We start from the raw sequence: 12,760 nt of genomic DNA, 5'->3' as shown, positions 1-12,760 counted from the left end.
CGGTGAGCGATAGCGGACCGGCCTCGCGGGCCGGGTCCTGGTTCGGGCCCTATCGGCTGGTGCGCCTGCTGCGCCAGGGCGGCATGGGCGAGGTGTACGAGGCCGAGGACACCCGCAAGCACCGCATGGTGGCCCTGAAACTGATCTCACAACAGTTCTCCGGCAACTCGGAGTTCCGTGCGCGCCTGCAGCGCGAGGCCGATATCGCCGGACGGCTGACCGAACCGCATGTGGTGCCGATCCACGACTACGGCGAGATCGACGGGCGTTTCTATGTGGACATGCGCCTCGTCGACGGCGTCGATCTGGGCACGCTGTTGCGCCGGGACGGGCCGCTGGCCGCGCCGCGGGCGATCGCGATCATCAGCCAGGTCGCGGCCGCCCTGGACGCGGCGCACGCCATCGGGGTGACGCACCGCGACGTCACACCGGGCAACATCCTGATCACCGGCAGCGACTTCGCGTACCTGGCGGATTTCGGAATCGCCCGGGCCGCAACCGATCCGGGGTTGACCCAGTTCGGGACCGCGATCGGCACGTATTACTACATGGCGCCGGAACGCTTCACCGACGACACCGTCACCCACAGCGCCGACATCTATTCGCTCGCATGCGTTTTGAGTGAGTGCCTGACCGGCTCGCCGCCGTATCGGGCCGACACGATCGAACGGCTGGTCGCCGCGCACCTGACGAAGGCACCCCCGTCGCCCAGCCAACTGCGCCCCGGGGCGTTTCCGCCCGCCCTGGATCAGGTGATCGCCAAGGGCATGGCCAAACGTCCCGAGGAGCGCTATCGCACCGCGGGCGAATTCGCCGCCGCCGCGCATGACGCGCTGACCACGTCCGAGCAGCGCAAGGCGACCACAATCCTGCGCGAAGGGGAGGACGCGGTCCAGCGTGCGGAGGCGTCGGCCCAGCGCCCGGAGCGCGAGCCGCAGTCCTGGCCCGCCGCCGAGACCATGGCCGGTCCGGTGGCCCCGAGGCCCGGCGGCACCGGCTGGTCCGAGCGCTCCGGCCATCACCCCTCGCTGATCCGTCCCGCCCCAACGACGTTCGGCCACACCTACGGGTCCGGGCCGGACTTCAGGAGTCCCGCCGTGCCGATCGACAGCAAGCGAAAGCAGTGGATCATCGTCGGCGCCATCGCGCTCGTCGCCCTCGTCGCGTTCATCGTGGCGGTCGCCGGTTACCTGTCCACGCGGTCCTCGGGGCCGGCACAGGAGGCGTCCGGTCAAAGTGTGTTGCCCTTCAACGGGATTGACTTCCGCCTGTCCCCGGGCGGGGTGGCGCTGGACAGCGCCGGCGACGTCTACGTCACCAGCGAGGGCATGTACGGGCGCGTGGTGAAGCTGACGGCCGGTTCGAACGCCACGACGGTGCTGCCGTTCCACGGGCTCTACCAGCCGCAGGGTCTGGCCGTCGACGGCGCCGGCACGGTGTACGTCGCCGATTTCAACAACCGGGTGGTCAGCCTGGCCGCGGGCTCCAACGACCAGAAGGTGCTGCCGTTTTCCGGTCTGAGCTACCCCGAGGGCGTCGCGGTCGACAGCCAGGGCGCGGTGTACGTCGCCGACCGCGGCAACAGCAGGGTGGTGAAGCTGGCGGCGGGATCCAAGACCCAGACCGAGTTGCCGTTCAACGGACTGAAGAATCCCGACGGTGTCGCCGTCGACGCCGCGGGCACCGTGTACGTCGCCGACACCGACAACAACAGGATCGTCAAGCTCGACGCCAATTCGAATACCCAGGCGGAGTTGCCATTTCAGAACGTCTCCGTGCCGTGGGGCATCGCGGTGGACAACAGCGGCACCGTCTACGTCACCGAACACGACAAGAGTGACGTGCTGAAGTTCCCGGCGGGCTCGAACACGCCGACCGTCCTGCCGTTCGACGGGCTCAACACGCCCTTGGCGGTGGCGGTCGACAAGGAACGAAGCGTCTATATCGCCGACCGCGGCAACGACCGGGTGGTCAAGCTGACGCCCTGAGGCTCACGACGCGGGTTGCGGTGCGCCCAGATACTCCTCGGTGTGCTGCCCGAGGGCCGGGGGAGGGTCGGTGGCGTCAGCGTCGAAGCTGGAATAGCGTGCCGGGGTGCGGATCACCGTGACCGCGTCCTCACCCTCACCGACCGGCAGGGCGAGCTCGTTCTCCGCGAACAGCGCGGTGCCGACCACCTGCTTCCAGGTGTAGGCGTGGCAGGCCATCAGGCCGCCGTCCTGCAGCAGCCGGACCCATTCGTCGGCGGTCTTGGCGGCTAGCGCCTTCTCGAGTTCCTCGGTGAGTTCCGGATAGTTGAGCGCCCGGGCGCGCTGGTCGATGAACCGCTCGTCGTCGCGCATGTCGGGGCGGCCGATGATCTCGCACAGCTTGTCCCAGTGCTTGGGCACGTACGCGCTGATCACCAGGTATCCGTCGGCCGCCTTGAAGGCGTCCGACGGCTGGGTGGCGAACCCGACACCCTTGCGCCGCTTGGGCTTTGGCGTTGAGTCGGACGGCTTGGGTTCCGCGTTGGGCTTGTTCAGGTGGATGGTCAGCTGGCTGGCCTGCAGGCTGACCGCGACGTCGTACATGGCGACCCGCACGACGTCGGCCACGCCGTGGCGCTCGCGGTTGAGCAGCGCGGCCAGCACCGCCTGCGCCAGCACGTGTCCGCTGGCGGCGTCGACGAGCTGGAACGGGATGATCTGGGGTTTGCCGCTGGGCGTGGGCATCCCGGTGGTCATGCCGGACTCGGCGGCGACCATCAGGTCCACGCCGGGCCGGCTGCCCTCCGGGCCGTTGCCGCCGTAGGCCGAGAGGCGCGCGTAGATGAGTTTGGGGTTGCGGGATTGCAGCTCGTCGGGTCCCAGTCCCATGCGTTCCATCACCCCGGGCCGAAACCCTTCCAGCACAACGTCTGCGGTGTCGACCAGCCGCATGATCTGCTGCTTGGCCTCGTCGTCGCGCAGGTCCGCCATCACCGACTTCTTGCCGCGGTTGTGGGGGAGGAACAGGGTGGCCAGCGGCGGGCGGCCGGGCAGCACCGCGGTGATGTGGCGGGCCGCCTCGCCGACGGGCGCCTCGACCTTGATGACCTCGGCCCCCAGGTCGGCCAGCACCTGGCCGGCCATCGGCCCGGCGATGTTCTGGGTGAAGTCGAGCACCCGGAATCCGTCAAGTGGCTTGGGTGGCTTGCTGTTTGGCACTGGTGCCTGCCTTCCTCAACGCGCCGCGCTGCGCACCGCGGTGCAGTAGTAGTTCTGGGCGAATGGCGCCTCGGGGTCGGTCGATTGCAGCGGGAGCCCGGTGTTGGCCAGCAGCTGATTCAGCGGCGTGCGCACCGGCTGCCAGCCCTTCTGCTGCAGGTAGGTCGCCACGTCGTTGCGCGGCCCGGGGAAGCCCAGGTCGCCCAGCGCGATGTCGAGGCCGCCCTGCCGCCACTTTTCGCTCGCCGCGTTCAGCGCGTCCCCGCTGGTGCCCGTGTTCGCGAACACCTCGGCAACCAACTGGCTGCCGTCGGCGGACAGCTCGGTGATGTTGTCCAGCAACCGATCCTGGGCCTCCGGCGGCAGGAAGCCGATCAGCCCCTCGGCGGCCCAGGCGGCGGGTCTCCCGGCGTCGAAGCCGGCCTGGCGCAGCGCCGACGGCCAGTCGTGGCGCAGGTCGACCGGGACGTTGCGCACCTCGGCGGTCGGCTCGGCGCCGAGGTCGGCGATGGTGGCGGCCTTGAACTCGAGCACCTGCGGCTGGTCGATCTCGAACACCGTGGTGCCCGCGGGCCAGGGCAACCGGTAGGCGCGCGCATCCAGGCCGGAGGCGAGGATGACCACCTGACCGATGCCGGCCGCCCCCGCCTCGGCGAAGAACGCGTCGATGTAGCGGGTGCGGGCGGCCATCATGTCGGTCATGCGCTGCATGCCCCACGCGGCGCCGGGCTCGTCGACGTCGGCGGAATCGAGTTCGCCGGCCGCCCACCGGGTCATGAAGTCGACGCCCACCGCGCGCACCAGCGGCTCGGCGAACCGGTCGTCGATCAGGCCGTCCCGGGTGGCCCGGGCCCGTCCCGCGGCCACCATGGTGGCGGTCGCGCCCACGCTGGTCGCCAGGTCCCAGGTGTCGTCGTCGGTGCGCGCCATCGCGGAAATCCCTTCGGGTCTACTGGTTAGCCACAATAACTACCAACGCCGGGCGGCGGCCCGCGGGCCGGGCCCCGCCGTGCCGGCGGCGCGACACAGATCGATCACGGCCGGGTGTTGCGACCCCGGCCCCGCCGCGCGCTCGCTAACCTGGCCCAATGACCACATCGGCCGCCCTGACGCGGGAATGCACCGCCGCGCACGACGCCGGCTGGCGGCGCGGCGCCGCGTGGGCGCGCCGGCTGGCGTGGATCAGCCTGGCCGTGGTGCTCGTCGAGGGCGCCGTCGGGCTGTGGCAGGGACTCTCGGTCGGCTCCATCGCCCTGACCGGCTGGGCCCTCGGCGGGGCGTCGGAGGCGCTGGCCAGCGCGATGGTGGTGTGGCGGTTCAGCGGCGCGCGCACCTTTTCCCCGAGCGCCGAGCGGCGCGCACAACGCGGCGTCGCGGTGTCGTTCTGGCTCACCGCCCCGTACATCGCCGCCGAATCCATCCGCGAGCTGGTCGGCGAGCACCGCGCCGAGACGTCGGTGATCGGGATCGCGCTGACCGCCCTGGCCCTGCTGCTCATGCCGGTGCTGGGCCGGGCCAACCACCGCCTGGGCGCGCGGTTGGGCTCGGGCGCCACCGAGGCGGAGGGGATCCAGAACTACCTGTGCGGCGCCCAGGCGGCCGGGGTGCTGATCGGCCTCGCGGCGACGGCGCTGTGGTCGAGCGCCTGGTGGATCGACCCCGCCGTGGGGCTCGCGATCGCCGGTGTCGCCGTGTGGCAGGGCGTGCGCGCCTGGCGCGGCGAGCAGTGCGGCTGCTGAGCCGGGTCAGTTGCCGCTGCCGTTGCGCGGCGCATCCAACCGGTATCTGATCAGCCGGGAGCTGTTGGCCACCACCGCCACCGACGACGCGTTGTGCAGGATCGCGGCCAGCACCGGGGACAGCGCGCCGCCCGCCCCGATGATCAGCCCGGCGGCGTTGACGGCGATGGACATGCCGTAGTTCTCGCGGATGACGTCGACGGCGCGGGCCCCGAGGTCCCGCACGTCGAGCAGGCGATGCAGGTCGTCGTTGGCCAGGGCCACGTCGGCGGTCTCCACGGCGACGTCGGTTCCGGCCAGCCCCATCGCGATGCCGATGTCGGCGGCCGCGAGCGCGGGCGCGTCGTTGATGCCGTCGCCGACCATCCCGACGATGAAGCCCTCGTCCTGCAGCTCGCGCACCGCCGCGAGCTTGTCCTCCGGCATCACCTCGGCGTGCCACTCGTCGATCCCGAGTTCGCGCGCCACCACCTCGGCGATGTCCGGGTGATCCCCGGTGAGCATGACCACCCGGCGAATACCGTTGGCGCGCAGCTTCTTCAGCACGTCGGCGGCCTCCGGCCGCACCTCGTCGCGCAGGCTGATCAACCCCACCAGCGTGCCGTCGACGGCCAGCAGCAGCGGCGTCTCGGCCTGGCGGCGCAGCCTGTCCACCCATTCCGACGCCTTCTTGGACACCCTGACCTTTTCGGAGCGCAGCAGCCCGGGGCTGCCCAGCAGCAGGGTCCGGCCGTCGGCCCAGGTCCGCATGCCCAGCCCGACCAGCACCTCGCACTCCTCGTGCGGCGGGATGGTGATGTGGCGTTCCTCGGTGGAGCGGATCACCGCCTCGGCCAGCGGGTGCCGCGAGTGGATCTCCGAGCTGGCCGCGTAGGCCAGCACCTGTTCGGGCTGCCAGTCCTTGTGCAGCGCAATGATGTTGGTGACCACCGGGCGTCCGACGGTGAGCGTGCCGGTCTTGTCGAACACGATCGCGTCCACCTGGCCGGCCTGCTCGAGGTGCGAACCGCCCTTGATCAGGATGCCGCGGCGCGCGCCGTTGCCGATCGCCGCGCTGATCGCCGTCGGGGTGGCCAAACCCACCGCGCACGGGCAGGCGATCAGCAGCATCGTCATCGCCCGGCGGACGTCACCGGTGATCGCCAGCGTGATGGCCGAGACGATGAACGAGGTGGGAACGAAACGGCGGGAGAAGTTTTCGCCGACGGTCTGGATCGGCGCCCGGTCGTGCTGCGCCTCTTCGACCCGGGCGATGATGCGCCCGATGGTGGTCTGATTGCCGACCGCGCTGGCCCGCACCACCAGGCGTCCGCGCACCACCACCGAACCGGCGTGCACGTGCGCGCCGGCCACGATGCTGACCGGCAGGTTCTCCCCGGTGATCGCGGACTGGTTGACGACGGCCTCGCCGTCGACCACCTCGCCGTCGACCGGGATCGCGACGTGGTCGTGCACCACGACCTCGTCGCCGATCTGCACGGTGTCGATCGGCACCTGGACCTCGCGCGGGGTGGGGCCGTCGTCGAGCCGCAGCCACGCCGTGTCCTGGTTGCCGCGCAGCAACTCCGAGATGGCCCGACGGGTCCGTCGCAGCGTCAGATCCTGCAGGTACTCGCCGATGTTGAGCAGCCATAGCACCGTCAGCGCGACCACGTTCTCCCGCAGCACCAGGCTCGCCACGGTCGCCGCGGAGACCAGCGCGTCGGTCCCGGCCTTGCCGGAGCGCAGCGAGCGCAGCGCGCCGCGCAGGAAGGGGTAGCCGGTGAAGACGGTGACACCGGTGGCGAACAGCCGGCCGCTGGGGCCGAGCAGCGGCGGCCGCGCGAACACGTAGCGGCGCATCCCGAGCAGCGCCAGCGCCGCGCCGCCGATCACCATGCGCAGCACGTCGGCGTTGCGGATCTCGGTGGAGTGCGGCGCGCGCGCCGGGATCAGTTCGGCGGCGACGTGCGCCGCGTCGCCGATGGCCGCCAGCACCGAGGAGCGGTCGCAGCGCCGCGGCGAATACCAGACGACCACCGACCCGGTGCGCGGGTAGGCGTGCACCACGCGCACGCCCTCGCACTTGGCGACGGCCTCCTCGACCGCCACGGCGCGCCGCGAATCGGCGCGCACCCAGGCGACCGCGACCCGCATGCGTCCGGCGGCGTCGGAAATCACCTGCAGCGCGGGGTCTTTCACCCGCACCTCGTCGTCAACGTCGGGGACTAGGGCGAGGTCCATAGCGGCGATCAGTGCTCGTGGTCGTGGGGTTCTGCGATCGACGGCGTGGGCGCCTCCTCGCCGATGCGCTCGCGGGCCTCGGCCATGACGTCGGCGAGGCGCAGGCGCGCCGACTCGGCGGCCTCCTCGGCCCTGCGGGTGCCGCGCAGACCGAGCTCGGCGCCCTTCACCGCGGTCTCGTGCAGCGGCGCCTTGGCCACGGCCTTGCGCACCACCTCGTAGGCCGTCACGCCGACCAGCCCGGTGACGACCGTCCCCGCCGCCTTCGCCAAGAGCCCGTACACCGCCATTGCCGCAACCTTCCTCGTCGTCCGCGTGTTCAGCCCGTGCTCGCTCGACGTTAACATCGAAATATTGCGATATCAATATGAATCGTGCCGGGGCGGGGGCCCCCGCCTCAGAGCACCCGGGTGACCTTTTCGGACTCGATGCGGCGCGACTGCGCGTCCGGATCGGCGTTGGCCACCAGCACCAGCGAGGCGCCGACCGCCATGATCGCCAGCAGGTTGTCCACCAGCTCGGCGGGTTCGGTCCACGGCTTGCCGGACAGCACGCGGTCGCTCGACGTCAAACCCCTTGCCGCCGCGGATGTTTGACAATCCGCCAGCACCTCGTCGACCGAGCGGCCGCCCAGCGCGGGCCCCGGGCGGGGTTCGGGAACGATCTGGTCGCCGTGCACCCGCACCGCGGTGGCGTAGTCGGTCACACCGATCGGCAGGTCGGGTGCCGGGCGGCCGAACGCGTCCAGCGACAGCACCGCGACCTCGCCCCCGGCCACCGCGTCGTCGGCTTCGCCGAGGCGCTCGGTGGTGCAGAGCGCCAGGTCGGCGGGTCCCGCCAGCACCGCCTCGGCGCCGATCCACCACACCCCGAACAGCACCGCGGCCGTCTGCCAGTGCGCGGGCAGCAGGATCGCGACGCGGCTGGACGGTCCGGCCCCCAGTTCGTCGCGCAACAGGTTGCCGGTCTTGGCGGCCCAGTTGGCCAGCGTCACCCCGGACAACTCGATGCGCTCGCCGGTGGCGTCGTCGTAGTAGGTGATCCGCGGGCCGACCGGGTCGGCCCGCAACATCGGATCGAGGATGGCCCCGCTCAGCGTGCTCGGTTGCTGCACGGGTCGTTAGTTTATGCACTCCGGTTTGTCGGAGCCGGCGGTCAGGATCGGCGACGGCGGGGGGACGTTGGGGTTGGTGGCCACCGCGCCGGCGGTGGACACCCGCGCGGGCATGATCGTCTCGGTGCCCGACAGGCCCGAGCCCGGGCCGCTGTAGTCGTTGGCCAGCACCACCCGCACCGCGCCCGGCGCCAGCGAGGCGTCGGCGATCACCGGCAGCCCACCCAATTCCTTGGAGACCTCCTTGGCCCCCATGTCGTCGCTCTTGGCGGCGCGGACCTGGCTGGCCTTGACGTGCCCGCCGTCGTTGTTGCCCACCGTGCCCGTGGCAAAACCCTTGGCGCTCAACACGTCTGACACGGCCGCGGCCAGGCCGTTGATGTCGGTGTCGTTGACGACGCTGGCGGTGGTCTTCGCGGGCGTGTAGGCGATCTCCTCGGTCTTGCCCTCCTCCTGCTCGTGCAGGAGCCCATTCACCCAGTCGGCCACCTGGTGCGGGTCCACCCGCACCACGCTCTGCATGCCGTCGTCGCTCCAGCCGGCGCCGTCGAGCACCGGGATGGTGGCGAATGCGACGTTGCCGCCGGCGAGCTTCTGCATCTGCTGCACGAAATCCATCACGTCCCACCCGGCCGAGATCACCACCGAACGCTGCACGGCGGCTTCCAGGCGCCGCACGGTGGTGGGGCTGGACAGCGTCTTGCCGGAGATGACCCGGTGGGCCAGCGAGGCCATCACCACCTGCTGGCGCACCACCCGGTCCAGGTCGCCGCGCGGCAGTTCGTGGCGCTGGCGCACGAAGCTGAGGGCTTCGGGGCCGCTGAGCCGTTGCGGGCCCGCCGGGAAGTCGGCACCCGAAAGGGGTTCGAACACCGGCTCTTTGAGGCAGACGTCGACGCCGCCGAGGGCCTCGGTGATCAGCGAGAAGCCCAGCAGGCCGATCTCGGCGTAGTGGTCGACGGTGACGCCGGTCAGGTCGGCGACGGTCTTGATCAGCGCCTCGCGGCCGGCCTCGGTGCCCTGGGCGGCCGCGTCCGCCGCGGCGTCGCCGGCGCGGACCAGGCTGGCGCGCTTGGCCTCCCGGGTCTGGCCGTAGACGCCGTTGATCTTCGTCTTGCCCAGGCCGGGGGCGGCGACGTAGGAGTCGCGCGGGATCGAGATCGCGGTCGCCGACTTCCCGTTGTTGGGGATGCGGATCAGGATGATCGTGTCGGTGTTGGTGGCTTCCTCGTCGCCGGCCCGCAGCGTGTCCAGTTCCTCTTGGGACAGCGGGTTGCCGTGCGCGTCGGTGCGGCTGTCGAGGCCGACCAACAGGATGTCGATCGCGCCGTCGTCGCCGCCTTTGCCCAGCGAGGGCGCCGACATGTGAAAGATGCCGTCTTCGAAGGACCGGACATTGCTCCACGCGATCCCGGTGCCGACGACGACCGCGAGCGTCAGCACGGTGGCAATCACACGAACCACACGTCGCACAGGCATCCCACTACATTACTTGCGACACACGAGCTTCTCGGGTAGCCGATCGCGGCGTGGCCCGCGCTACCCCGCGATTTCTTGGGCCCCGCGCTTTTCTGGGCTTCGCCGGGCCATGCCAAACTCGAACCATGTCAGGCAGGATCGTGATCGCCGGCGCCGGTGGGCAGCTGGGCGGCTATTTGAGCTCGCTGGCGGCGGATCAGGGCCGGGAGGTCCTGGCGCATTCGTCGTCGCAGTGGGACATCACCGACCCCGCGGCCGCCGAACGGATCGTGCAGCGCGGTGACGTGGTGATCAACTGCGCGGCCTACACAGACGTCGATGGCGCCGAGACCGACGAGGCGGGCGCCTTCGCGGTCAACGAGGCCGGTCCCGGGCACATCGCGCGGGCCTGCGCGCGGGCCGGCGCCCAGTTGATCCACGTCTCCACCGACTACGTCTTCAACGGCGATTTCGGCGGCGCCGCACCGCGGCCGTACGAGCCCAGCGATCAGACCGCGCCGCAGGGCGTGTACGCCCGCAGCAAGGCCGCGGGGGAGCAGGCCGTCCTGGCCGCGCTGCCCGAGGCGGTCGTCGTCCGCACCGCCTGGGTCTACACCGGCGGCGCCGGCAAGGACTTCGTCGCCGTCATGCGCCGGCTGGCCGCCGGGGACGGCCCGGTGGACGTGGTCGACGACCAGATCGGCTCGCCGACCTACGTCGGCGACCTGGCCGCCGCGCTGCTGCAGATCGTCGACGACCGCGTGCCCGGCCCGATCCTGCACGCCGCCAACGAGGGCGCGGTCTCGCGGTTCGAGCAGGCCCGCGCCGTCTTCGAGGAGTGCGGCGCCGACCCGGCGCGGGTGCGTCCGGTCGGCACCGACCGCTTTCCCCGGCCGGCGCCGCGACCGGCCTACTCCGCGCTGTCGGGTGGCCAGTCCGCGGCGGCCGGGCTGCGGCCGCTGCGGCCCTGGCGCCCCGCGCTTGTCGCGGCCCTGGCCGCGGCCGATCGACCGTTACCCTCTACGCGTGACTGACGTGCTGCCGGTCGTGACGGTGACCTACTCGCCGGGCCCGCATCTGGAGCGCTTCCTGGCCTCGCTGTCGCTGGCCACGGAGCGGGAGGTGTGCGTGCTGCTGGCCGACAACGGCTCCACCGACGGCACCCCGCAGGCGGCGGTCGATCGCTATCCCAACGTGCGGCTGTTTCACACCGGAGCCAACCTCGGCTACGGCACCGCGGTGAATCGCGCCGTCGCGCAGCTGGACCGCGACGACGAGTGGGTGATCGTGGCCAACCCGGACGTGCAGTGGGGACCGGGCAGCATCGACGCCCTGCTGGACGCCGCTTCGCGCTGGCCGCGCGCCGGTGCGCTGGGCCCGCTGGTCCGCGATCCCGACGGCTCGGTGTATCCGTCGGCGCGGCACCTGCCCAGCCTGATCCGCGGCGGCATGCACGCGGTCGTCGGGCCGTTCTGGAAAACCAACCCGTGGTCGGCGGCGTACCGCCAGGAGCGGCTGGAGCCCAGCGAGCGCCCGGTGGGCTGGCTGTCGGGGTCGTGCCTGCTGGTGCGGCGGTCGGCGTTCGGCCAGATCGGCGGGTTCGACGAGCGCTACTTCATGTATATGGAGGACGTCGACCTCGGCGACCGGCTCGGCAAGGCGGGCTGGCTGTCCGTCTACGTGCCGTCGGCGGAAGTCCTGCACCACAAGGGCCACTCCACGGGCGGGGACCCGGCCAGCCACCTCGCCGCCCATCACAAGAGCACGTATATGTTTCTGGCCGACCGGCATGCCGGTTGGTTGCGCGCGCCGCTGCGCTGGGCGCTGCGCGCCTCGTTGGCGGTACGTTCCCGCCTGATGGTGCGCAGCGCGGTGCGCGCGTCGGGCCGGGCGAAACTGGTAGAAGGGCGACACTGAGGTGGGAACTCCGCAAGTCGACGTCGTGATCCTGGTCGGCGGCAAGGGCACCCGGCTGCGGCCGCTGACGCTGTCGGCGCCCAAGCCCATGCTGCCTACCGCCGGACTGCCGTTCCTCACCCATCTGCTGTCGCGGGTCGCCGCGGCGGGCATCGAGCACGTCATCTTGAGCACGTCGTATCGGGCCGGCGTCTTCGAGGCGGAGTTCGGTGACGGCTCGAAGCTGGGCCTGCAGATCGAATACGTCACCGAGGAGAGCCCGCTGGGCACCGGCGGCGGCATCGCCAACGTCGCCGGCCACCTGCGGCACGACACCGCCATGGTGTTCAACGGCGACGTGCTCTCCGGCGCCGATTTGGGCCAGATGCTCGACTTCCACCGGGCCCAGGAATCCGACGTCACCCTGCACCTGGTGCGGGTGGGCGACCCGCGGGCCTTCGGCTGCGTGAGCACCGAGGACGGCCGGGTCACCGCCTTCCTGGAGAAGACGCAGGATCCGCCGACCGACCAGATCAACGCCGGCTGCTACGTGTTCTCGCGCCGCGTGATCGACCGGATCCCGCGCGGCCGTGAGGTTTCGGTGGAGCGCGAGGTGTTCCCCGCGCTGCTTTCCGATCCCGGCGTCAAGGTCTGCGGCTACGTCGACGCCAGCTACTGGCGCGACATGGGCACCCCGGAAGACTTCGTCCGGGGATCGGCGGATCTGGTGCGCGGCATCGCGCCGTCTCCCGCCCTGCACGGCCACCGCGGCGAGCAGCTGGTGCACGACGGCGCGGCGGTGTCGCCGGGCGCGGTGCTGATCGGCGGGACCGTGGTGGGGCGCGGCGCCGAGATCGGGCCCGGCGTCCGGCTGGACGGCGCGGTGGTCTTCGACGGGGCCAAGGTCGAGGCGGGCAGCGTCATCGAGCGCTCGATCATCGGGTTCGGCGCGCGCATCGGCCCGCGGGCGCTGATCCGCGACGGGGTGATCGGCGACGGCGCCGACATCGGCGCGCGGTGCGAACTGCTGCGCGGCGCCCGGGTGTGGCCCGGTGTCTCGATTCCCGACGGCGGGATCCGCTACTCGTCCGACGTCTGAAGGCCGTTCCCGACGAGTGCCCGGCTAGCCGGGCACTCGGCTG

11 protein-coding genes are annotated in these 12,760 nt (G+C 71.4%); 5 read left to right on the top strand and 6 right to left on the bottom strand.

Translation table 11 applies throughout. The features are described 5' to 3' along the window. Positions 1–2: 2 nt before the first annotated feature. Positions 3–1,988, top strand: a complete 1,986-nt coding sequence (locus OCU_RS44835; protein ID WP_009953223.1) for a serine/threonine-protein kinase PknD — start codon at positions 3–5, stop codon at positions 1,986–1,988. A gap of 3 nt (positions 1,989–1,991) precedes the next feature. Here the strand turns inward: OCU_RS44835 and OCU_RS44830 are convergent, their stop codons facing one another. Together OCU_RS44830 and OCU_RS44825 are read right to left on the bottom strand one after the other, a co-directional pair. After that, on the bottom strand, positions 1,992–3,188 hold the full coding sequence (locus OCU_RS44830; protein WP_009953222.1) for a CaiB/BaiF CoA transferase family protein: 1,197 nt from the start codon (positions 3,186–3,188) through the stop codon (positions 1,992–1,994). A gap of 15 nt (positions 3,189–3,203) precedes the next feature. After that, positions 3,204–4,118, bottom strand: a complete 915-nt coding sequence (locus OCU_RS44825; RefSeq protein WP_009953221.1) for a class I SAM-dependent methyltransferase — start codon at positions 4,116–4,118, stop codon at positions 3,204–3,206. Positions 4,119–4,276: 158 nt separating this feature from the next. Here OCU_RS44825 and OCU_RS44820 point away from each other — a divergent pair, with 158 nt between their 5' ends. After that, positions 4,277–4,927: a cation transporter gene (locus OCU_RS44820; protein ID WP_014380976.1), complete on the top strand. Its 651-nt coding sequence runs from the start codon at positions 4,277–4,279 to the stop codon at positions 4,925–4,927. A 6-nt stretch (positions 4,928–4,933) separates the two neighbouring features. On the opposite strand, the gene ctpC is transcribed toward OCU_RS44820, so the two are convergent. From ctpC to OCU_RS44800, 4 genes are all read right to left on the bottom strand, one after another. Continuing rightward, complete coding sequence (gene ctpC / locus OCU_RS44815) at positions 4,934–7,150, bottom strand: manganese-exporting P-type ATPase CtpC (protein WP_014380975.1); 2,217 nt, start codon at positions 7,148–7,150, stop codon at positions 4,934–4,936. A gap of 8 nt (positions 7,151–7,158) precedes the next feature. After that, a complete protein-coding gene (locus OCU_RS44810) occupies positions 7,159–7,440 on the bottom strand; it encodes a DUF1490 family protein (RefSeq protein WP_008259830.1) in 282 nt (93 codons plus the stop codon). A gap of 107 nt (positions 7,441–7,547) precedes the next feature. Further along, entirely contained in the window at positions 7,548–8,264 is a 717-nt protein-coding gene (locus OCU_RS44805; RefSeq protein WP_014380974.1) for a TIGR03089 family protein, read from the bottom strand. Positions 8,265–8,270: 6 nt separating this feature from the next. Continuing rightward, the gene (locus OCU_RS44800) at positions 8,271–9,743 is read right to left on the bottom strand and encodes an LCP family protein (protein ID WP_041787102.1); all 1,473 of its coding nucleotides are present in this window, start codon (positions 9,741–9,743) and stop codon (positions 8,271–8,273) included. A 125-nt stretch (positions 9,744–9,868) separates the two neighbouring features. Between OCU_RS44800 and rfbD the strand changes: the two genes are divergently transcribed. Genes rfbD through manB form a run of 3 tightly spaced genes read left to right on the top strand, consistent with a single transcriptional unit; the run spans position 9,869 to position 12,717 of the window. Next, positions 9,869–10,756 carry a dTDP-4-dehydrorhamnose reductase gene (gene rfbD, locus OCU_RS44795; protein ID WP_014385682.1) on the top strand — a complete coding sequence of 296 codons (888 nt, stop codon included), beginning with the start codon at positions 9,869–9,871 and terminating at the stop codon, positions 10,754–10,756. Beyond that, a complete protein-coding gene (locus tag OCU_RS44790; RefSeq protein ID WP_008259824.1) occupies positions 10,749–11,639 on the top strand; it encodes a glycosyltransferase family 2 protein in 891 nt (296 codons plus the stop codon). Before rfbD ends, OCU_RS44790 begins: the two co-directional genes overlap by 8 nt. A 1-nt stretch (position 11,640) precedes the next feature. Further along, positions 11,641–12,717, top strand: a complete 1,077-nt coding sequence (gene manB / locus OCU_RS44785) for a mannose-1-phosphate guanylyltransferase (protein ID WP_008259820.1) — start codon at positions 11,641–11,643, stop codon at positions 12,715–12,717. Positions 12,718–12,760 lie beyond the last annotated feature (43 nt).

Source organism: Mycobacterium intracellulare ATCC 13950 (assembly GCF_000277125.1).
Lineage (GTDB): Bacteria > Actinomycetota > Actinomycetes > Mycobacteriales > Mycobacteriaceae > Mycobacterium > Mycobacterium intracellulare.
The sequence above is the reverse complement of the archived record's forward strand: the minus strand, read 5'-3'. Positions and strand labels throughout refer to the sequence as shown.